Source organism: Rhizobium altiplani, from assembly GCF_001542405.1.
Classification (GTDB): domain Bacteria; phylum Pseudomonadota; class Alphaproteobacteria; order Rhizobiales; family Rhizobiaceae; genus Rhizobium; species Rhizobium altiplani.
This window is the reverse complement of the sequence record NZ_LNCD01000152.1, coordinates 1-20,565: the sequence shown is the minus strand read 5'-3', so window position 1 is coordinate 20,565 and position 20,565 is coordinate 1. Positions and strand designations below refer to the sequence as shown.

General features: G+C 55.4%; 14 protein-coding genes and 5 pseudogenes. 10 read left to right on the top strand and 9 right to left on the bottom strand.

The features are described from left to right. Positions 1 to 1,328 (top strand): annotated as a pseudogene (locus tag AS026_RS38820) (ISNCY family transposase); the annotation flags it as partial. A 105-nt stretch (positions 1,329 to 1,433) separates the two neighbouring features. On the opposite strand, the gene AS026_RS40910 reads toward AS026_RS38820, so the two are convergent. From AS026_RS40910 to AS026_RS38805, 3 genes are all read right to left on the bottom strand, one after another. Continuing rightward, entirely contained in the window at positions 1,434 to 1,664 is a 231-nt protein-coding gene (locus AS026_RS40910) for an AAA family ATPase (protein WP_235777196.1), read from the bottom strand. A 181-nt stretch (positions 1,665 to 1,845) separates the two neighbouring features. Then, complete coding sequence (locus AS026_RS38815; RefSeq protein ID WP_028749379.1) at positions 1,846 to 2,163, bottom strand: hypothetical protein; 318 nt, start codon at positions 2,161 to 2,163, stop codon at positions 1,846 to 1,848. A gap of 503 nt (positions 2,164 to 2,666) precedes the next feature. Then, positions 2,667 to 3,722 carry a hypothetical protein gene (locus AS026_RS38805; RefSeq protein ID WP_028749381.1) on the bottom strand — a complete coding sequence of 352 codons (1,056 nt, stop codon included), beginning with the start codon at positions 3,720 to 3,722 and terminating at the stop codon, positions 2,667 to 2,669. Between the two features lie 222 nt (positions 3,723 to 3,944). Between AS026_RS38805 and AS026_RS38800 the strand changes: the two genes are divergently transcribed. The 4 genes and pseudogenes from AS026_RS38800 to AS026_RS38790 all read left to right on the top strand — a co-directional run bounded on the left by AS026_RS38800 (position 3,945) and on the right by AS026_RS38790 (position 6,589). Continuing rightward, the gene (locus AS026_RS38800; RefSeq protein ID WP_028749382.1) at positions 3,945 to 4,760 is read left to right on the top strand and encodes a hypothetical protein; all 816 of its coding nucleotides are present in this window, start codon (positions 3,945 to 3,947) and stop codon (positions 4,758 to 4,760) included. Positions 4,761 to 4,921: 161 nt separating this feature from the next. Then, positions 4,922 to 5,247, top strand: a pseudogene (locus tag AS026_RS43910) (type IV toxin-antitoxin system AbiEi family antitoxin domain-containing protein); the annotation flags it as partial. Positions 5,248 to 5,264: 17 nt separating this feature from the next. Then, positions 5,265 to 5,708: a type IV toxin-antitoxin system AbiEi family antitoxin gene (locus tag AS026_RS44745; protein WP_425349861.1), complete on the top strand. Its 444-nt coding sequence runs from the start codon at positions 5,265 to 5,267 to the stop codon at positions 5,706 to 5,708. Beyond that, complete coding sequence (locus tag AS026_RS38790) at positions 5,705 to 6,589, top strand: nucleotidyl transferase AbiEii/AbiGii toxin family protein (protein ID WP_028749384.1); 885 nt, start codon at positions 5,705 to 5,707, stop codon at positions 6,587 to 6,589. The genes AS026_RS44745 and AS026_RS38790 overlap by 4 nt, the downstream gene beginning before the upstream one ends. A gap of 399 nt (positions 6,590 to 6,988) precedes the next feature. Here AS026_RS38790 and AS026_RS38785 read toward each other — a convergent pair whose 3' ends face one another. Further along, the gene (locus AS026_RS38785) at positions 6,989 to 8,074 is read right to left on the bottom strand and encodes a tyrosine-type recombinase/integrase (protein ID WP_202902637.1); all 1,086 of its coding nucleotides are present in this window, start codon (positions 8,072 to 8,074) and stop codon (positions 6,989 to 6,991) included. Positions 8,075 to 8,306: 232 nt separating this feature from the next. Continuing rightward, positions 8,307 to 8,754: pseudogene (locus AS026_RS38780) on the bottom strand (Lrp/AsnC family transcriptional regulator). A gap of 118 nt (positions 8,755 to 8,872) precedes the next feature. Here AS026_RS38780 and AS026_RS38775 point away from each other — a divergent pair. Beyond that, positions 8,873 to 9,073: pseudogene (locus tag AS026_RS38775) on the top strand (nucleoside recognition protein); the annotation flags it as partial. Between the two features lie 465 nt (positions 9,074 to 9,538). On the opposite strand, the gene AS026_RS38770 reads toward AS026_RS38775, so the two are convergent. Next, positions 9,539 to 10,420 (bottom strand): TniB family NTP-binding protein, encoded by an 882-nt coding sequence (locus tag AS026_RS38770; protein WP_028749386.1) that lies wholly within the window; start codon positions 10,418 to 10,420, stop codon positions 9,539 to 9,541. 6 nt (positions 10,421 to 10,426) lie between these two features. Beyond that, the gene (locus AS026_RS38765) at positions 10,427 to 11,926 is read right to left on the bottom strand and encodes a Mu transposase C-terminal domain-containing protein (RefSeq protein WP_245307762.1); all 1,500 of its coding nucleotides are present in this window, start codon (positions 11,924 to 11,926) and stop codon (positions 10,427 to 10,429) included. Positions 11,927 to 12,250: 324 nt separating this feature from the next. On the opposite strand from AS026_RS38765, the gene AS026_RS38760 reads away from it, so the two are divergent. Then, entirely contained in the window at positions 12,251 to 12,856 is a 606-nt protein-coding gene (locus tag AS026_RS38760) for a Tn3 family transposase (RefSeq protein WP_081688053.1), read from the top strand. A gap of 39 nt (positions 12,857 to 12,895) precedes the next feature. Here AS026_RS38760 and AS026_RS38755 read toward each other — a convergent pair. Further along, positions 12,896 to 13,992 (bottom strand): annotated as a pseudogene (locus tag AS026_RS38755) (IS1595 family transposase). Between the two features lie 1,371 nt (positions 13,993 to 15,363). Beyond that, positions 15,364 to 15,909, bottom strand: coding sequence for a hypothetical protein (locus AS026_RS42825; RefSeq protein WP_131815378.1), 546 nt, complete (start codon positions 15,907 to 15,909; stop codon positions 15,364 to 15,366). 1,431 nt (positions 15,910 to 17,340) lie between these two features. Between AS026_RS42825 and AS026_RS38745 the strand changes: the two genes are divergently transcribed. The 3 genes from AS026_RS38745 (at position 17,341) to AS026_RS40890 (ending at position 20,553) form a co-directional block, all read left to right on the top strand. Continuing rightward, positions 17,341 to 18,036 (top strand): hypothetical protein, encoded by a 696-nt coding sequence (locus AS026_RS38745; RefSeq protein WP_131815377.1) that lies wholly within the window; start codon positions 17,341 to 17,343, stop codon positions 18,034 to 18,036. A gap of 899 nt (positions 18,037 to 18,935) precedes the next feature. Continuing rightward, positions 18,936 to 19,586 carry a RolB family protein gene (locus AS026_RS38740; RefSeq protein ID WP_037076395.1) on the top strand — a complete coding sequence of 217 codons (651 nt, stop codon included), beginning with the start codon at positions 18,936 to 18,938 and terminating at the stop codon, positions 19,584 to 19,586. Positions 19,587 to 19,789: 203 nt separating this feature from the next. Then, positions 19,790 to 20,553, top strand: a protein-coding gene (locus AS026_RS40890; protein WP_100248102.1) for an IS5 family transposase whose coding sequence is annotated in 2 segments (ribosomal slippage) — positions 19,790 to 20,117 and positions 20,117 to 20,553 — 765 coding nt in all. Because the reading frame shifts where the segments join, the coding sequence is not laid out codon by codon here. Positions 20,554 to 20,565: the final 12 nt, after the last annotated feature.

The following is a 20,565-nucleotide window of genomic DNA, read 5'->3' as shown; positions in this document are numbered from 1 at the left end:
GCCGCGGGTTTATGATGAAGCGGAACGCAATGCGCTCATATTGCTGTGGGAAGCGTCTGACCGGGTCTGTGGGAAGCGGCTGAAGGCGTTGCTGCCCGTCCTTGTCGAGGCAATGGAACGGCACGGTCGTTTTAACCTCCCGCCTGAGATCCGCGGCAAATTGCTGGCGATGAGCGCGGCCACGATCGACAGGACGCTGAGACCAATCCGAGAGGGCTTGGGACGTCCTCGACGGCGGCCCGCGGCGCACGCCCTGCGACGGAGCATTCCCATTAGAACCGTCGGCGGATTGGGACAATCCGGCGCCAGGTTTCGTTGAGGCGGATCTCGTCGCCCATTGCGGCCCTTCGGCTCGCGGCAGCTTCATCCAAACCCTTGTTCTCACCGACATCGCGACTGGCTGGACGGAATGTGCGCCGCTGCTGGTTCGCGAGCAGACGCTGTTGAGCAGCGTGCTCACAGAATTGCGCAAGCAACTGCCGTTCGCGCTTCTCGGCCTGGATACGGACAACGACACCGTCTTCATGAACGAGACGCTGAAGGGTTACTGTGACGCCGCCAATATCGTCTTCACGCGCTGCCGTCCCTACCGCAAGAACGACCAGGCCTTTGTCGAGCAGAAGAATGGCGCCGTGGTGCGCAGGATGGTCGGATATCGTCAATTCGAGGGGCTGGAGGCCGCCGCCCTGTTGGCGAAGCTCTACCGTTCAGCACGGCTGTTCGTGAACTTCTTTCAGCCATCGTTCAAATTGATCGCGAAGCAGCGCGACGGCGCGCGTGTGCGCAAGACATATAGTCCGCCAGCCACGCCGCATCAGCGTTTGGTTGCTGACGCTCGCACGTCAGATGCAGTCCGCTTCCGTCTGCAGGAAACCTACGCCGGGCTCGATCCTGTCCTGCTATTGCGCGATATCCGCGCCCTGCAGGAGCGACTCGCCGCGCTTGCCGACACTCCGCCGGCCATGCGCACTGACGGGGTAGCTCAGCCGATCGACCTTTTCCTGGCGAGTTTGCGGACTGCCTGGAAAGACGGAGCTAGCCGGCCGACAGATCGCCCGATTGTAAAAGCCAAAAGAGGACGGCGGCGTCCTGACCCTCTCGTCAAGGCGACTGCCGACTTGCGAAATTGGTTCGAAGCCGAACCATGGCGAACCGGCAGTGAACTCCTGTCACGTCTGCAGACCGAGTATCCCGGCGATTACCCCGACAAACTGCTTCGAACGCTTCAGCGCCGGCTGAAGGTTTGGCGAAGTGAACAGGCGGACGCGTTGCTGTTTGGCCCGTTCAATACGGAGCTGCCGATCCAGGAGCTCGCCAGGCCGAACTGAGGCGCCGTGGAGCTCGCGAAGGAGGCCGGGCGCTGCGAAACCCCTGCCATCTCCGCGCCCGACCTCCTTCGCTCCAAGTCGGGAGCAAAGTGGATGAGGCAACGTTCAAACCTCGGGGAGCATCGTTACGTGCGGCAATACGAAGTTCCTCCCAAATCGCCGCGCTATACGCAACGTCGACGGAAGCGAAATATCAAGGCAGATCTGAATGGCTCGCAGAATTGCGGTTTTTCCGGTATTGTTCTCACCTATGATACAGCAGAGATCGTTTTCGACATTGACGTCCAGGCGTTGAAACGTCCGAAAATTCTTAACAACGATCCTTGCTACGCGCACGAGAAGTCCTGTTCCGCCGACTCAGTCCAGCAGTTGATTTACCCGCGAAAGATGTACACCGAGAAAAGTGGTGCGCGATGCCGTTTTGCAATCAAGCGAAGCTCACACAGCGGCTCTGCCCGGCAAGCGCGCCACACAGTACCCCGAACGCTAAGGCGACCGATGTTGGTTCGGCGCGACTTTAGAGTTGCGAGAGAACCAGAAAGCCTTTTCGTGATCTCTGCCACGCGAACGTCTTTCCCGTCATTATGATAGCCGACAGGAAATCGAAGAAACCATCAGGCCACGCTGGTATCTGCCCGTAGATCTGGTCGGATGGGACTTCGCCGCGCACACCGAAGCCCGCGGACTGCCCTTGCACCACCCACTTCAACCGAACCGGCTTGACGAAAAGGGTCCAAGGCGGTTCCCGATCGGCGAATCTTAGATCGTCCATGGACGAGCCGACCATTAAAATCCCGACTTCATTGTCTTCTCCGAGATTCTGATCCTGAAGCATTGGGCCGAGAACCGCCTTGTATGCCTGCGTCAGGGATCGAACGCGGACAAACGCATATTCTCGGACCGTCGATCAGATCCCGGGGGCCGACCAGACGGCATTTCCCGGCATTCCAAGTTTGGACCGGATTGTCCGTTCATGATCGCGCTTGATGTCGTGCAGTCTTGGAGTCGGCCATTCAACCACGTCGTCATCGATTGCCTTGGTGTCATTTTGGCAAAGCCAGATAGCATTCTCAATGCTCGAACGCTGTTTCGATGTCATCGACGCATCATACCGTGGCCCACCTGGCGAGGCAGCAGCGATGTGGGCGGCCACGCCAATGTTTATGACCGCGTTGGCAGACTCTGCGCTTCCCGCAACCGTTACGGCAGAACAGATCACGCATTGAAACGCCGAGCGCCTGGCGAGATCAGCGGTGGTTTTCTTGTCAAAGCCGTCCCGGCGTCTGCTGGAGGAAGAATTTCGATCCGTCTGACGTCTGATGGATCAACACTCCGAATTTATTCGTACGGCAGTTCTCCAAATAGCCCGATCATGAGATCGCCACTCAGTACCTTGAAGGGTATCTCGACGTACTGGCTCGGGTGTCTCGGCTTAGCAGGACCATCATTTGGGGCGTTTCGCGTGTGGCCTTTCACATGTTCGCCGTTTTCCTTGATGAACGGCAAGATCACCAAGCGACCGTGGTTCGCGGAAACGATGGTCCCTTCAGTCCAAAGGGTAGTTCCGTCTTCAGATTGGTCGCTATTGGTCGTCTTGACCTGCCAGCCAACTTGCCCGTGCTGCTCATACCAGAAGACGACGCCGTTACAGACGAGGACTCGCTCGCCACGGGCCAGGGCTTCATCAAGCAGACGCCGGACGCTTGCGAGCTGCAGCAACTGATTGGCGCGGGGAAGAAGGATTTGGCGAATTTTCGCCTTTACCTCTCCCCAATGCTCGGTCGGGTTCAGATCGAAGCCGGATGCGATCTTCGATCGCTCGATTAGCGTGGCACCGCGCTTGTGAAGTGAACCATTTGCAAGCACGTCCCAAATACCCTCGTAGGATTTGCCCATCGCGACCCTCTCGCGTAGCTCTCCTACCCGAATACCGGTCAATGCCGACAATGCCGCTGCGAGAGCGTCGCGAAACGGTTCAGCCCTCGCGGTGAGCTGAAGTTCTGATGCAGAGGGAGCCGGTACTGCGGCTTTACGCCTCCTGGCTTCGGCGAGCATCAGCGCTTCCTCGGATCGCAATCGCTCCTTGGTCTGCAGGGCCTTTCGTGTCTTCAGCTGCAGCGAACGCCGCAGATCTTCGCCAATCGGGCTATGCTGAAGCTCGGACGCATAGCGCTCATTCAAACTCGCGCCCGCCGCGAATGCCGCGCCGGCATCAAAATGGCGATCCATTTTCACGAAACCCTCTGGCGTCGGAATCCGGCGGTCACGCCACTTCGGGGCACCAACCTGGCCGACCGCCAGTTCGTGCATTTCCCAGAAACCATGGAGGGGATCGTGGGTCGGCCACACCGCGAGGATGGTGTCAAAATCTCGCTTGCTATCTCCCCACTTCATCGCGTGTCATCCCATGTCACCTAGGCGCGATCTCCCACATAGATGCCGCTCAATATCTGTAAGATGAAAGAGTCGATTTGTGATTGAAAGTGCTGCCTGACACTTTCCAGTTGTTTTCCTCTTCTTGTAAACATGACGTCACACCTTGCTTGGACCGTGGTGACGGGTTTGGGGACGCCTGCATCGCAAGAGTCGTGAACAGTATGAAACGGAAATTGATCTATGGGCACCGAAGAACAACTGCTCGCGGAGAGCATCCGAACAACCATCAGCAAAACGTCAGACGTCTTATGGCGGCTACTGCCCCTGCAGCCACGATCTCTCGAAGAGGCCGAGGAAGACCCGTCTGACGAATTGATTGACCTGGACGGCGAGCTGAGCGATCACCTCAAGAAGCTCTACCGTGATGTCGCCATATTGGCGGAGCGTATGCATCTTCCGTTGCTTTGCCGGAAGATTTCGGAAACGTTCAATGAGCACAGAGATACGCTCACACAAGCGACCAACCAGTTCGACGAATACATGGAATGCCCGTCGTTCAGGGAAATTCGGGGCATTTTTGATTCGATCGATGCCATGATTGATGGCAAAGACATTTCTTCGGTCGCTGTCCTACAGAATATCCTAGAGAATACGCGCAAGATTCTGGTTGACGCCGGTATCCCGGTTCCGAAGACCGAAAAGGAAATTTATGACGCAGTCGGCAAGGTACTGAACTACGCGTTCCACGACGTGATACCGCAATTTAGCCTTCCGCGCCCGCTGAAACAATACAAGCCCGAATTCGCAGTCAAGTCGGTCAAATCACTTGTCGAATACAAATTCGCCAGAAGTGAAAAGGATCTCAAGACAAAGGTGGACGAGCTTTACACCGATACCCGCGGATATGTGAATGACAGCGGCTACAGCACGTTTTTCGCGGTTATCTATTGCCACGATCAGTATGCCCATATCGAAAAGGTCAAACGGGAATTTCAGACCAGTGAGATAGGGCCTCATTGGCGGATCGTTCTTGTTCACGGCGGTGGCGCGGCATAACGAGCATCGTGAATCCCAACACCTATCATCGTCGCCGGCAGGGGAGAATGCGGTGATCAATCATGTTCGAAAAGCCGCACTTGGCGCGAAAAAGCGAAAACGATTTGTCGGGAACGTGCGATTCATGTTGAAAAATCCGCGCTAAGAGCGGATAGTTACGCATGGTTCACGATCAACGGTCCGCGCTATCAACTCATATTGCAAGCCTGCTCTCCGCGGGCCAAGTAGTCTTTACGCGCCAGCAGGCCGAACAGGCGCTGGGCGTCGAACGCGGCGCCTTCCTCGATGCCGCCGAGCGCCTTCAACGCCGCAAGGCTCTGATCAGGCCCCGGCAGGGACTCTATGTTGCGGTGCCCCCACAGTTTGCCTCCTGGGGCGCGCCGCCCCCATCATGGTACATCGACGCCCTGATGCGCCACGAGCTGCAGCCCTACTATGTCGGCTTGTTGAAGGCGGCGGAGCTTCACGGCGCCACGCACCAGGCCGTNCAAGGCGGGCCGCAATCTGATCGTCTTCTATTACCGCAAGGACATTGCAGCAGTGGAGCCGGGCATCGAGGACCGGAAAACGGATACAGGCAGAATGAAGATATCATCCCCCGCGCTCACGGCGCTCGACCTCCTGCGCTACCCACAGGCGGCGGGCGGGATCGACAACGTCGCGACGGTCCTTATGGATCTCGCCGAAAAAATCGACCCTTCCCAGCTTGCCGCACTGTCCGACGCGGCGGAGCGGCCTGTCATTCAACGTCTCGGTTATCTGTTGGAGCGGCTGGGACATAAGGATCGCTCCGATCCGATGTATGCGGCGCTGATGGCGCGCGGTGCGGCGCCGTGGACGGAGCTCGACCGGCATGAGACGCGTGACCCCGATTTCACGCCCACGCCGCAGGAGCGCGACGACCGCTGGCATGTAATCGTGCGCCGCTCGCCGGAGATTGACGAATGATTCCCGCTCAGAACATCGTCGCTTGGGGGAGAATCGTTCCGTGGGCGGATCAGCGTCAAATCGAACAGGATCTCATCATCAGCCGTGCGCTTATCGATATCTTCAATGACGATCTCCTTTCTGCCGAACTGCGTTTTCGCGGCGGCACGGCGCTGAACAAGCTGCATTTCCCAGAGCCGCTTCGCTACTCAGAAGATATAGACCTCGTCCGAACGACTGCAGGCCCGATCGGCCCAATCTTGGATCGGTTGCGGGAAGTTCTCGAACCTTGGCTTGGCCGGGCGCAATTCGACCAGAGCCCGGTCGCCCCTAAATTTCGCTTTCGTGTAGAGGCGGAAGACGGAAGCGGCGTGCCTATTCGACTCAAGGTCGAAATCAACACGCGCGAAATCGAAGCGTACGATCCGCCGCAAGCTCTACCGCTTCGGATAGACAATCCCTGGTTTGCCGGCGAGGCCGCGATTCCGACCTTCTCCCGGGAGGAAATGCTGGCCACGAAGCTTCGGGCTCTCCTGCAGCGCGACAAGGGTCGTGATCTCTATGATCTCTCCCATGCCCTCGATGTGTTCGAAGGGCTTGATGCTAATCTGGTTGCCGAGCTGTTCAGCCGCTATCTTCAGTTTGCAGGCCAATCGATATCCCGCGCCCAGGCCGAAGAACGAATGTTCGCAAAGCTGGCGAATCCGCGGCTGCTAACCGATATGCGGCCACTGCTTCCGCTTGCTCAGGCGGAGTCGTTGTCAGAGGACGCCACCAAGGAGGCTTTCGAGCGCGTATTTGAAGCGCTGGTTGTCAAGATCGCTGGTGACACCTGGGTTCGCGCCGGCGAGATGAAAGAGCGTTTTGGGCTTGGCGGACCGGCCGTTCAAAAAGCTCCATAGCCTCGACCGGAAGAAGGTGGGCGTCCCCTTCGGGACGGGCTGCTGGCTCTGCTGAAGCCCCTGGTATGGCCCGGATTTCGGCAGGGGAATAGATATAGGGCTTATTTCGCCGTTGACGGCTCGGGATAAGGTCCCGGGAGGGAACCTCGTGTCGAGGATCGATACCGTGGAGCCAGTGCGCAAATATTCGGATAATGCCGAGACGGCGCGACCACGTGTACTGGCTAGCGTCACCGAATGACCCACGCCATCCGATGAAGATCTCGGCGTTCACATATTCAGCGCCCACCCTTTGCGCATATTCAATGAAGCGCCTCAGAATCCGCTCGTCAGTGCATAGCTCAAAACCAAGGCCGCGGCGGACCGTAAGATAGCGGTCTAATTCTTGAGATAGCGTGCTCATGCTGCGCCTCCTTCGGTCGGCCACGGCAGGGCAATGGAGCGCAGACCTTCAACGTCAAGCCTTGCATAAAGCATCGTCGTCGTTCGGGAGCGATGGCGCAGCGTGTCGCTGATTTCCTCTAGCGAAGCGCCATTTTGAACCAGATTGGTCGCCAAGCTGTGACGCAAGATCTGGGCGCCAACATAAGGAGCTGGCGGCTTCAACCCCGTCTTGCTGTACGCCTTGCCCAATATGCCGTTCAGAACCTGCGCGTCCTTAAACGGGCGGTGCGGCGGGCGGCTGATCACGAACAGCGACCGGGATGTGGTCACCCGCTCCAGCTTAATGTAATCTGCCAGCGCCTTTCCGACCTCAGGCAGAAGCGGCAGCCTGTCATGTCTGTCGCCTTTTCCACGAATGAGGATTTCTCCCGAGCGCCAGTCGATGTCGTCGATCTGAATGGCGACGACCTCTGGCGGACGCAGAGCGAGGCGCGCCATCAACAGCACCATTGCGTGGTTACGCAAGCTGGATGGTGCCGTTTTGCGCACCGCATCCAGGATCATGTCGACCTGTTCGAGGGAGAGATGACGTGGAAGCCGCGTGCCGAACCGCTGCGCCACGCGGGGCACGGCATTCGCCAGATTTGTGGTCGTCTTTCCAGCCTTAAACAGGTAGCGGAAGAAGTTTCGCAAATGCGACGGCACGGTCTTATCGCGCGGTCCCCTTTGGATGATACGCGCTTGCAGGAAGCGGGCGATGTCCCCGGCGGATATGTTCCCGAGATCATCGGCATCTTCCGGAAAGCGGAAGTCGAGGAACTGCCCGGCAAACCGCCAACTATCGATGATCGTGCGTTCGCTCAATCCCCGTTGCCGGCGCAAATAGTCTTCGTAGGCCGCTTGCAATTCTAAGCGCGCCGTCTCTTTTGGCGACAGAGCCGGAAGCTCCCTTGCTACGCCACGAGTGGCAAGAAAGCTCACGAAGCGTTTCATCATGAACTTTGCATAGGTCTCGCGTGACGCGATCCATCCCATAGCCGTGACGAGTTCGGCAGCTTGGGTTTCATCAAGATTGCATACATCGATGTCCTTGGCACACATGACCTTTGCAACATCATTTATGCAGCTCAGGTAGAGTTTGACTGTGCTCCAAGCATGATCTCGCTCAACCATCTCATCGATAAAGGCGACGAGATGGCCATCGAACGTCGAGAAGGCACAGGCATAAAGTAGCGTAACGAGTGATCGTCATCCTGATCTCCTTGTGTTTCAAACAAGGAAAGACGGCGATCAATCTGAGCGTTGTGCAAGGTGCATGCTGTGAACGCGATGTCTAAAGCGGAATTGCCGTTTCTTCTTTCGCTGTCCGGATTATCATCATGGTGAAGAAGCGAGCAACGTTAGTCTCATCGCGGAATAACCTGTCGCACAGGGAGTCGAATTCTTCCATATCGCGCAGGCGCAGCATCAGAACGACATCGGTTTCACTAGTGACGGCATAGGCCTGCGAAACGGCATCTTCGCTGCTTGCAATGTCCAGAAAGCGGCGCATATGCGCCTCGCCGTGCAACTTCAGTTCCACAGTAACCAGCGCCTTGATACCACGCCCAGCCCTGGCGGGATTCAGGATAGCGACAATCCGGTCAATCACACCTGACTTTCGGAGCCGCTGCATACGGCGCAGACAGCTGGAGGGAGACAGACCCGTCCGCCATATCGACATTCGTGCGCGATGCGTCGCGCTGCATTAGATTCAAAAGTTTCCGGTCGATACGATCCATTGGCGCAGCATATCCATAAGTCGCTCCTGTGCAATAAAATTGCACATATTTGCAATCTTTGACCACAAATGCGAACCGGGCCAAGCTACCAGATTGGGGCACCAAAACGGGGGCTCACATGCAGGTATTATTGCAAATTCGGCGTAACACGCAGGAAACACTCGGAATTTATTGGGTTCTTGTCCGGATCACGATTCCAATCGCGATCATGACGGAGCTGCTTTCGCGGATGGGAGCGATCAAGGCGGTCGCTCCAACTTTTGCGCCTGTCATGAACTTGGTCGGGTTACCCGCGGAGCTGGGGCTAGCCTGGCTGACGGGCACCTTCGGTCTTTTAGCGACCACGGCAAGCTAATCTGCCCGTTTTCATGGCTGCTGGCGCGTTCAGCTTTGCGGGAGCGGCCATCCTTGCACTAAGCAGGTTTCTACCGGCGCGGAAGCTGGTGATTACCCAACACCTATAGTACCTCGAATCCCTCTGATTATGCCGAGATCTGTGAGCCGGATGCGACCACTTCCGGCTCATCCGCACAGATGCCGGCATTATCCGGATGTCGGCATTTGCAGAGCGTTTTTAGCGTGGCGTCGCGTGTATGCACGTTGACGGGTACACCGAGACCGAGAGCGACGGTGCGCTAAAAACGTGTTGGGCGAAGGCAATGCTGCAGCATGGCCAAGGGAGAGATCGCATAGAATGCTGCATGCCGGGCAATCCACGACGACAAAAGCTCATCGGCGCACGGCACCAGCCTTACCGGCAATCGCTGTTCGCTTAAGTTCGTCTTCACGCGAACGCTGCGTCCGCGTCGAATTCTGGCTCCCATTTCTCAATGGCTTCGTCAGTAATCCGCTCTCTTCCGCTTTCGATTGCCTGGATGGCCAGTGAGTTGACGAGGTGGAAGATGTTGGCGGTGATGCCCTCGGTCACTTGCAGTATTCGCCGCAAAGATTTCGCGGTTAGCACCGATGGGTGCCGCAACGGAGTATTGCGCAGCATCAAGGTGACTAACATTTCGAACTGCTCATTTGCAGCCCAGCGGCTCAGCGTGAACTGGTCGAAGCGACGCGCCAGCTGGACATCGCCACCAATGGCTTCACGGGCATCGTTGACGCCGAAGCAGACGAGGGAGATCTGCAGGCGGTTGCTGAGAAAGCGCAAGGTATTTAATACGATGCGCTGCTCGCGATAGGTCCCGGCGAGAATGTTATGCACCTCGTCGATCACTAAAACCTGCACGCCAATCGCGTCCATGATCCGTAGTGCCGCTTGCTCCATCTGAGCAATATCGGCTCGCGGTCGCTGTGGCGCGCCGAGCAGGGTCAAAACTTCGGCGTAGAACCGCCGTTCTCCGGGCCGGCTGGTCATCTCCATCGCCAGGACCGGTGTCTTCAGCCTACCGGTAAGTGGGTTGAAGCTTGGTGGGTGCTGGTCTCGGAAGCGCTTCATGATCATCGTCTTGCCCATGCCGCTGTCGCCATAAATGGCGAGCGACGGCATTCGCGTCCCGCGTGGATGATCGACCAAGAGGTTCAGCCGATCGAGCACCTGCTTGGCACGAGGGTAAATGAGCCAGCGACGTGATCTAATGGCGCGGATACGCTGGCTGTCTGCTTCACTGAGCAGTTCCGCCGCGGTCAAAGTCAGGTGGGAGATTTCGGTGTTCATGCCAGCTCACTCCATGTCCTCGTCGAAAGCCACAGGTTTGCTGGAGTCAATCCCCCGAAGCGAGCCCCAACCGCTGTCATCCACTTTCGTTTTTCGGGTGGGAGTGCGGCCTCGTCGTGCTGTCGTTGTCGCCTTCACTGCTGCATCCACCAGTTTGCGTTGCTCGATCGCTGTACTAACGATCGTGCGGGTGTTGACCTCTCGTCGCCCTTTCGCCAGCAGAGTACGCCTCGCAGCCAATGCTTCGTGTAGAGTTACAGGGGCCAAAGTAAGATCGGCGTAACGTGCTTCCACGAAGTTGCCCGATGGTCGCCGCACGAACACACGAGACATATCCCGCGGGTCATATTTGACGAGCAGCCGGCGATTTGCAGTCCCGACGTCGGCACTCAGGGCTGCCGACCAATAGCGCATTCCGAAGAGATGGATCCCGGTAGGCTGCAATGTACGCTCCTGCTCGGGCAGGAATGTCAGCCAAAATCGCATTCTGTCCTGCGGCAAGCGGAGCGGAATTTCGCCCTCGTGCTCATGCCATACCGCGATTGGCGGGCGGCCCAAAGTGCGGTGGATTGAGTGATGGTAATTACCGACAATGTTGAGGGCGATGTATCGCTCTAGCTCGCGCAGGGTCAGCGCCGAATGCCGCTTCGAATCGTATTCGCCAAGCTCCTGTGCATTGCTGAAAGTGGTGCCGGGTAGCAAGTGGAGTCTTCCCATCTGGGTGCCGATCAGCCGCTCGATATGCCCGCCGAAGCGCGGTTCGCCCGGTGGTCTCCAGTCGATCGCAACGCCAGCATCATCGCACCCCCTCTTAAATGCGCGGCTCCTGAAATCGCTGCCATTGTCGACATGTAATGTCTCAGGGAGGCCGGCGACGGGCCACGGCTCAATGATTTCGCGCTCTCTTAACCAAGGCGTTTTGTCAAAGACAGAGTGTAGCAAGCACAAACTGGTCGAAAGCCGGGAGGGTGCGTCCATCGTAAGATAGAACCCCGTCACCATCCGACTGCAAACATCCATTGCCAGAGTTAGCCAAGGCCTCCCGATGGGTAGACGCGTCTCCTCGTCGACGACAAAGATATCTGCTTTCGTATGGTCGACTTGGACGATCTGGAGTGGACGCGAGGCGGTAAGCCCTCCCGGCACCGCCGTTGTTCGCTTCACTTTTGCGGCTTCACCCCGTCGTTTGGCGCGTTCGTGAAGGTCGATGTCCTGGAGACGAGCTTCGATCGTCCGGCGATGTGGCGGCTTCAGCCCGGCCGAGAGGCAACTCGTTCGGATATCCCGAACCAATTGAGAGATGCCTTGGCGGTTTTTTGTCAGATAATACCGATTTATCGTGGCGCGGATGATTTGTTCTCGTCCCTCGTCGAGCATCCGGCGGCCGTCAGGACGGCCAGGTTTCCGCTCCACCAGCGACATCACCGTTCCCCCAGCTCGAAATAGCTTGATAAGCCGGAATGCAGTTGCTCGACTGACACCAAGTTCGACAGCAAGCAGCGCCATATCCCCGGAAGTTACATCGCCAGATCGGCGCTTCAGAAACTCTCGGATTGCCTCGGCGCGTCGACACGCCTCGTTCCAAAGCGTTTCGCCAATCTCGTCTGGGAACTGAGCATCCATCCTGAAGCACCGCAGATTTCATCAGCGAATGAATCTCATATTAAGTGCCAAAATCCAAGCGGCAGTCTCAAATTAATTGCTAAGTCTCAAATTAAGTGCCGGGCTAACTTATTGAAAGCGTTGAGGCGGAATCTCATAGTTAAATGCCAACCTACAGCTTCGCAACCTCAAGGACCGGAAATTCCACGCGTTCGAAAAGGGCGATGAATATCGGCGCTGTCGAACCACATCGGCGCGCCGATCAACACCTCTCTGATTCTCGACCATTGGGATGATCTGCTCCATCTGGCGGCGTCGATCACGACGCGATCCGTGGTGCCGTCTACGATCGTGAAGAAGCTGTCCGCATCTCCGAAGGAAAGCCAGCTCGCAAGGGCGCTACGGGAGCTCGGTCGGATCGAACGGTCGCTCTTCATGATCGAATGGTACTCAAGTCCGATATTGCGCCGGCGCTGCCAAGCCGGCCTCAACAAGGGCGAGGCCGCACATAAGCTCAAGCGCGCCGTCTTCTTCCACGAGCGCGGCGAAATCCGCGACCGATCGTTCGAAGGCAAGGCCAAGCGTTCCGCGCCTCTGGCCTCAACCTCGTCGTCAGTGCGATCGTACATTGGAATACAGTCTATATCGAACGGGCAGTCACCCAATTGCGCAAAATGCAGCGCGAGATTCCTGATTCACCTGCTTAGGCACGTGTCGCCGCTGGGCTGGGAACATATCAATCTGACCGGGATCTACACCTGGGATGCAGAGCATCAGATGCCTGAGGGCTTCCGGTCGCTCAGACTTCCTGCACAGCTACGCCACGCCGCATGACGTTCATGCTCCGTTCGACCTTAGCGTGTCGGGCTTTTATCAACCAAAGACAGCCACGGCAGATTTGATGGTGATGCCTCCGCTATGACTACGGCGCATTTGGCGGCCGGTAGCAGCACGGAACACTTGCATTAATTGCAGTGCAGGAGGTACTCGTGACCAAAGGATCTTCTTGCTTTCCTTGCCGCTTCGGCTTTTCCGCACTGCTTGGCAGGCAACAATGCGCTGGGACATCTGAAGCCGATTTCATGGAAATACAGGTCAGCAAGTTCCGGGCTGATGTGATGAAAGACGCCTGCAATGGTTCGCCGGACCCGGGCATTGAACCCCTCGGCTGAATTGACGTGGGCGGCATCCCGGACATATTCGCGGCTGGAGTGGTTGACCGTCTCGTGTACGGCAAAGCTTTCGCCTATGGCCACGAATGCCTTTGCCTCGTCGCTCATCAAATGCGCTCGAAGTTCAACTTGTGTTGCAACTGCTCGTACAGCAGCACGCAATGAAAGGCCGGTGACGACAGCGGCACGGGCATCGCCCGCACTGGAACCTGGGGTGAGGTCTGCCGGTCGCTGCACAATCGCCATGACCGGCGTCTTCTCCGTCTTTATCTGCCCCTTGCGGCCTCTTCCAGGAGGCGGATTATCGGGATGCTTTCTGGGTCTGCCGCCGAGATAGAAATGGTCGACTTCCACCGTGCCGTCGAGCATGTGCTCGCGCGCCACCATGAGCCGCAGCGCATGACCGATCCGCCAGGCGGTCGGTTGGCTAACGCCAAGGGTCTCGGCGAGACGGACCGAGGATAGGCCTTTATCCGACTGCAACAACAGCCACATTGCTTTGAGCCAGGTGCGCAACGGAAGCTTCGTGGCATGCAAGGGCGTATGCGTTGTCACGGTGAACTGGAAGCGGCAATCACCGCTGGAGCATTGGTAGAGGCCTGGCCGCGCGCGGCGCTTGCCCATGTCGCGGCCAGCTATCGCTGTCGAACGCTTGTAACCACAGGCAGGGCAAATTCTGCCAGCTCGCCATACCATGCCTTCCAGCAAGCGACGGCATTGTTCCTCGTCTTGGAACGCAGCGACCATGTCGTCCACTGTTCGAATATTGGAAAGTGTCGCAAGCATCGTTTCGGACATCATGATCTCCATCGGGATTGATCGAAGAATCTCATGGAAGACACTCACTTACAAGGACTTCACTGTCTTTGGTTGATAAAGGCCGCGTGTCGCTGGGAATAGTTCTTGTTCCGACCCCTTGTTTGTCGCCGTGCAGCGCAGACGTTACCTCTGCCTTTGACGATACGGTGCGGCTCCCTGTTTGGTGAATACGCCTCGCTCGGGCCGTCTGCTCCATCAACGGCCAGCTGTGCGATAAATTTGTTGAACCAGACGGTCGGCACCAAGCAGATGAAGGCGCTTGTTCACGTCGCCGTGACCTGGCCCGCATGGCAGCGCGGCAACCCGATAAGACGTTTATAAGGAGGCACGATCACACCTGCGGCTCGGATCGAAGATGCAGTCCTGAGTTTGCCTTTACCTGCCCACCCGCGGCGGAAGCTCGCGCTGCGCTAAGCCAGAAGTTCGGTGCCAGCTCTCGCTGCTACCACCGTCAACAGAGCAAATCAACAGTCCGGGCGAACTTGAGGGCCAGGCGGCGGGCGGGCAGGATATATCCTGATGTAAGCGTTGCCTCGGATTTTGGACGGGGCGACTTGCGCGCTTGAAAACGGAAGCCTCACGGCTTCCGTCAGGTTGCTGACAAACGGGGCCTTTTAGCCCCCTGGTGAGTGTTTCCCTGGGTCACAGAGGCCTAACGGACTCCGTCTTTATTCTGCTCCATAATACTGTAATATATATAAATACCACCTAATGGACCAGGTCATAGCTGCCCCGCTGCTCCCGGGTTCTCTGATTTGAGCTCGGTCCTTGGTGGTGTTTTGTTATTGTAGTCTTCAGCTTGCCTTCCAGAAAGGCCCGGCACTCCTCGCGGACGGCCTCGGCATGGGCCTTCGAATGCCGAAGTTCCACGCCCAACGATCCTTCCTCGCTTTCTTGTGCAGGTATTTTCGCCTCCGGCCAGCAATCAAACAATCAAACTCATGGAGCATGATGTTGGATAGGAGCCGCTGGTCCAAATTCCGGGGTCCACTTCACCTAACTTGCGCTTCGCAAAGCCCGCGCCAAATGCATCGTGACCTAAATTAAGATCAAATGCGCTAGATCGCTTAATCGAGAGTCGAATATTAATGGCGTGTAAATAGTGCAAAGGAGGGGATAAAAGAAAATGGCACAACAACGGAGAGCAGAATTCGTACCCCATAATTCCCTGATTATTCATTAATTAACTGACTTATTTGATTTTATCAAATTCGAGATACAGCAACCCGCCGCCATAACGGGTGATAGGTATGCATCGAGCGACACAAGTAAGAAAAGTGAACAAAGTTCAACGACAATAAAACCGACCAAACACAACACCACCTAATGCCAAGCCAGACTGCGACTTGATCACTCCTCGCCGTCCTCGCCCCCGCCGTCCTCGTCCTCGTCCTCGTCGTCCTCGTCCTCGCCGTCCTCGTCCTCGTCCTCGCCGTCCTCGTCCTCGTCCTCGTCGTCCTCGTCCTCGCCGTCCTCGTCCTCGTCGTCCTCGTCGTCCTCGCCGTCCTCGTCGTCCTCGTCCTCGCCGTCCTCGTCCTCGTCCACCTCCCGTATCGCGGCCCCCCAAGACACAACGTTGATGTAACTCTCGGACGAGCCGCTGGCGATGGCAATGAACCAGATATACCCCTTATCAATGCAACTCCCCGGCGCCTCAGACGGGTGCGTATCCGATCTCACCTTGGTAGCGAGAGTAAGGCTGCCAACCTGGACACAGAGACGTGCATCCGCCTGACTCATATAGAAGTACGTGAGTTCAACATCTTGCCCAAAATGGTTTTCGTATGCTTCCCAGCGCTCGGCGATGGTGGCCGCCAGCGAGTTGACATCATCAGTAATGACTGGATCGCCAGCGCCCCACGACATCGAGAGAGAAGAAATTGGAAATGAGATCAAAGCGAAGGTAATTGGGCTTGTTAGTAAAGGAGCCAAACGGGATCAGAGTTTTATAAGCGAAGAGTGGCCTGTGCTGGCGATTGGGGGCATTCTTATTGGACCGGATTTTAGACGGTGACATTTTATGATCATTCGGAGAAGCCAGACGTTTTCCATATCGGCTGTCATCGTCTGTCCTTATCCAAAAGCGAAATCCTTTCGCGTCACCAAGGGTCGACGTCGATCGTGAGCGCATCGGCACACAAAGTGCCCCTTTGCAGAATCGTAGAGCGATTTCAGCAGCTGCTCGAGATCTTGGACCGGCATTTTCTGCGGCCGCCGCCCGCCAAGGCAATCATACGAGTGCACGAATGCACGAACAAAGAAAGCCGACATAGCCACAGGCCAAAAAAGAAGCTGCAACTCTCAACCCAAGGGATCGTCCAAAAGACGGCAAACAGAGCGGCGGCAGGATACTTTTTCTGCGGTCCAAGGGTTAGTGACACGGGGTGATAATTGCCGGCGGCAGGATATATCCTGATGTAAATGTTGCCCGGCAACGTTTACATCAGGGGGTCATTTTGTCGTTTCTCAACAAAAAATCGTTAGGCCTCGCTTTCGCAGATTGATGACCCAAAAAGAGACGCAGTGTACATAGGCCCCCGGAGCAGCGAGTTCGCACATCACGGAACCCAGGGGTCGCGGGAGGCAAAGAGCTAAATCGATTGGTCTATGTAAAGGCTCATTGCCTCATGTCTTTTCGATATTTCAGCTTCCTCATCGAAATTGAAATTTCGTTGTAAGAGCGTGGAGATAAATTGCCGATATCTCAATAAACAGACAAAACGCTCATCACTGAATACGCGATAGTTTGAAGAAAAGGACCAGCTCTATTGATGATGACGTCGTTACATAAAACCCTTAAACACGCCAAGGATCCTTCTTGATCTGTACCCGTTGCAAAAAGGTAATTCTTGTCGTTGACAGAGACCCTCACAGAAGGGAAGAGACAATACTCTTTGCATACGGCTATGGGTCACTCTTGCTTGTTTGTCCACGCTTTAGACAAGGACATTTGATGGTTTTCACAGAAGAGAAGAGTTCCTCGATAGCAACCCGTTGGCCGCAAGAGCAACGGAACAGTTATAAATCCACAAGCCACATCCTTCTTAACCTATAGCCTCCGCAAAAAGGTACTTCTCGGGTGATAGTGACAGAAACACGACCCTCGTATAAGGGAACGGGCAATACTCTTTGCATGCGAATAGGGTCATTCTTTCTTATTGGGCCGCGCCCAATCCAAGCCAATCCAAGCCGAGCCAAGCAAGCGCTGGATGTCACGAGTTGTTGACTTAGCAGTCCCGTTAAGTTCGCAAAAGTCGTGCCCTTTGGATTGCAACGAAGCGGCGACTTCTAGGACGAACCAAGCGACGCCTCTGGCTGGCCGGCTGAATGTTCATTTTCAGTCATTTTCCAACAGCCTCTTTGGCCCCACCAAAATTTGCCCTCAACGGTTCAAGCATTCAGTCCACGTGTAAAAGACGTCCTTTGAAGATGGTGGTGAGGGGCACCTCGTTTCTGTCGTTATCCCATATATTCTTGGTTCTCACTGAGAGCTCAATTTACCATTCTTGCGCTTCGCTTATAAAAATCAATTATTCGCTTTCGCTGCCTAAAAAGCCGTTATTCCCTTTCGCTTGCCTAAAAGCCACGCAATTTTTTGCGAGGTTTGAGAGGCAGGATCGGTCCTCTATTTATAACCTCATAATTCTTGGTATCTCCACAACTGCCTTTTTTCATCACAAAACAGATTTAAATCGAATAGCTGGTTTCAAGATGCCGGAACCGCCCATATGGAAATTTGACCATAATGTGACCACGAATCTGAGGAGCGCTATTGAGAACGCCAGGATAAACTATGAAGGCGGAGATAATGAAGCCAATGTCACGCTTAAATTCTATTATGGGTGTGAGGCTGACGCTGCAACTACTGTGGCTGGTCGACGTTTTGTCGGAACTTGGGTCGCAGGTGGTCGCCCAATTGCTACGGAGGCGGGCGGGCGCGAGTGGTTCATCGCTGTCAAGGAACCCGTGGATCTGAACGGCGAGATCAAGGTGGTAGCATGGGGGCGCGGGAAAAAGGCATGATCGAAGTCGCCGTATATTGGCCTGACGTTCACCTGTGGTGTTGTTGCGTGTGGGTGTTTCTATGTAAGCCTTTGTATTGTGTCATAAACTGCAATTATGCAGCTGTTGTGTGATGAGTTTGTATAAAATAAGACGAGGCCAATTATTAAGATGATCGCTTGTGTCTAATTATTGACTAGGTTAAGTTACTGCGAGTTGTCGTGACACAGATGGTTTTAAAGCGAGAATCAAGCGTAACAATGAAAAAGTCACCTATAAAGTGTTAACAATAAAGAACCGAGCTACGGCATTAAAGTTAAGAATAAAAGGACGAAGGTAGAATAGGTTCGCCTTAAATCGAGAACAATGGAATGTATCCTATGTAGGAAATATAATAGAAGTAATATTGTGGGTTGGTGATATTGTGTGAATACAAGGGAAAATGTGGATAACAACGCAATTGTAAACGACGAACGAGCGGCTCTCAGGAGCGTGGCCGCTTGGCGTGGCTTGGGGATATATCCTGATGTAAACGTTGCCTTGGTTTTTGGGACGCGGCAACTTGCGCGTTCGCGCAAAGCATTAGAGGCTGATTGCCTGGTCATGGAGGCCTCACGGCCTCCATGTTCATTGTGAGCAAGGGCATCTTTTGGATCTGTCCCTTCGGCCGTGTAGGGGGCAGCTTCTGTACAGCCGTTGCCATCACTGTAGCTTCCCATCGATGTCGTCCAGAGAGGCTTGTTTTTTGCCGTACCCAAGGGTCACTGAAATGTGGTCATAATAATAAAAAAGGGAAGCTGGGTATGTACTGACGGAAGCAAAGGATCGACTTCGATACTATATAAGGCCTGTTGTCTTTCCAATATCAAACACACGTCTTCACTTACAGATATCACAGGTTGCCCGCATCGTCTCTAATCATGTCAGACTTCCCAAGTTTCGAGCGCCCAAGCTTTCAAGGTATCAATATTGTCCAAAGCACCCGCAAACAGATTGTGCAACGAAGGGTCAGGGAGCAGAGAATGAGTTATGACGGTTTTCTTGATGCTGATCTTCAGGAAGCGCAGAAACAGTATGCAAATTTCCTGAAGTTAAATGAAACCTGGCAAGAGTGGTTCGACGAGGAGAAGGTCGCGAGTCTCCTGGAGGAATTCCGCAACTATCCGTGCGTTAATGATCCGACCGAGGGCCTCTTAGAGCAGATTATGCGAGACGAAGAGCAGTACCCTGAACTACTGATCGTCGTGGCTAACAGGAACTCATGCCAGTCAGCCGTTACCTATCAAGATCTTGATCATATAGAGGCTGCATATCGCTTTCGCGCCGACGGAAAAGAAAGAATGTTGGCATACGAAGTTCTGCCGTTCGACGACGGTTTCGATCGTGATATCGTGTTGGCCAAGTACCGACAGTTGGGATGCGACTTGTCGTCGGGCCACGACCTCAGAAAATGCGTGTTCATTCCAAAAACTGATCACTTCAGGGATGAAGGAAATGGCTTTTGGAGTCGCCCGTATTTTGGCAAGTTTGATGTGCTGGCTACTGCCGAATCGCAGCTTTATGATTATTAGATGTTTCCCCGAACAAGGCGTTTGCCGCCGCCCATTTGGGCTCCAATGTTCCTGTTTAGGTCAATTCTGCTGTCTGTTGTGTGTGTTGCCGTGTGGCTTGGTTCCGCGTGTTGGTTTCTTTGTGTCCTACAGCGTAAACTCATAAAATTTCTTGGCATTTATCGACCGGCGTGATTCAAGGCTTCGAAATAGGGAAGCATTTGATGACACGTCGTCGCTACGAACTGACTGACCACGAATGGTCGATTATATCGCCGTTGTTACCCAACAAGCCACGCGGCGTTGCCCGCGTTGATGATCGGCGGGTACTGAATGGCATCCTCTGGCGGTTTCGAACGGGCTCGCCTTGGGCGGAAGTTCCGGAACGCTATGGCCCGCCGACGACCTGTTACAACCGCTTCGTCCGCTGGCGCAAAGCCGGGGTATGGGATCGGCTTCTTGAAGCGGTGTCCAAGGCCTACGATGGCGACATCGTCATGATCGACTCGACCTGTGTCCGCGTTCACCAGCACGCGGCCACGGGAAAAAAAGGGATGGAGACGATGGTGGCATGGGACGTTCCCGCGGCGGCCTTACGAGCAAAATCCATGCGCTCGTCGATGCCGAAGGTCGCCCGGTCAATCTGCGTCTGACTGGTGGACAGATCGCCGATTGTGCCGAAGCCGACGCGCTGACGGATGAGCTTGGCGAGGGGGACATCCTGCTGGCCGACAAGGGTTATGACACGAATGCCATACGGGCAAAGGCCGCCGAGAGAAAGGCCTGGGCCAACATCCCGCCGAAGAGTAATCGCAAGGGCTCTTTCGTATTTTCGCGCTGGGTCTATCGGCAACGTAATCTCGTGGAACGGTTCTTCAACAGGATCAAGCAGTTCCGAGGCATCGCAACCCGATATGACAAGCGCCCGGAAAACTACCTCGCCGCTGTAAAGCTCGTCGCAACAAGAATATGGTGCCAGAGTTTATGAGTCGACGCCGTA

Excerpts from the sequence above, each read along its gene's own strand:
- AS026_RS38815 (WP_028749379.1), bottom strand. The coding sequence starts at position 2,163 with ATGCTTCAGGATCAGAATCTCGGAGAAGACAATGAAGTCGGGATTTTA.
- AS026_RS38805 (WP_028749381.1), bottom strand. The coding sequence starts at position 3,722 with ATGAAGTGGGGAGATAGCAAGCGAGATTTTGACACCATCCTCGCGGTG.
- AS026_RS38800 (WP_028749382.1), top strand. The coding sequence starts at position 3,945 with ATGGGCACCGAAGAACAACTGCTCGCGGAGAGCATCCGAACAACCATC.
- AS026_RS38790 (WP_028749384.1), top strand. The coding sequence starts at position 5,705 with ATGATTCCCGCTCAGAACATCGTCGCTTGGGGGAGAATCGTTCCGTGG.
- AS026_RS38785 (WP_202902637.1), bottom strand. The coding sequence starts at position 8,074 with ATGTGTGCCAAGGACATCGATGTATGCAATCTTGATGAAACCCAAGCT.
- AS026_RS38770 (WP_028749386.1), bottom strand. The coding sequence starts at position 10,420 with ATGAACACCGAAATCTCCCACCTGACTTTGACCGCGGCGGAACTGCTC.
- AS026_RS38765 (WP_245307762.1), bottom strand. The coding sequence starts at position 11,926 with ATGGCGCTGCTTGCTGTCGAACTTGGTGTCAGTCGAGCAACTGCATTC.
- AS026_RS38745 (WP_131815377.1), top strand. The coding sequence starts at position 17,341 with ATGTTCATTTTCAGTCATTTTCCAACAGCCTCTTTGGCCCCACCAAAA.
- AS026_RS38740 (WP_037076395.1), top strand. The coding sequence starts at position 18,936 with ATGTCAGACTTCCCAAGTTTCGAGCGCCCAAGCTTTCAAGGTATCAAT.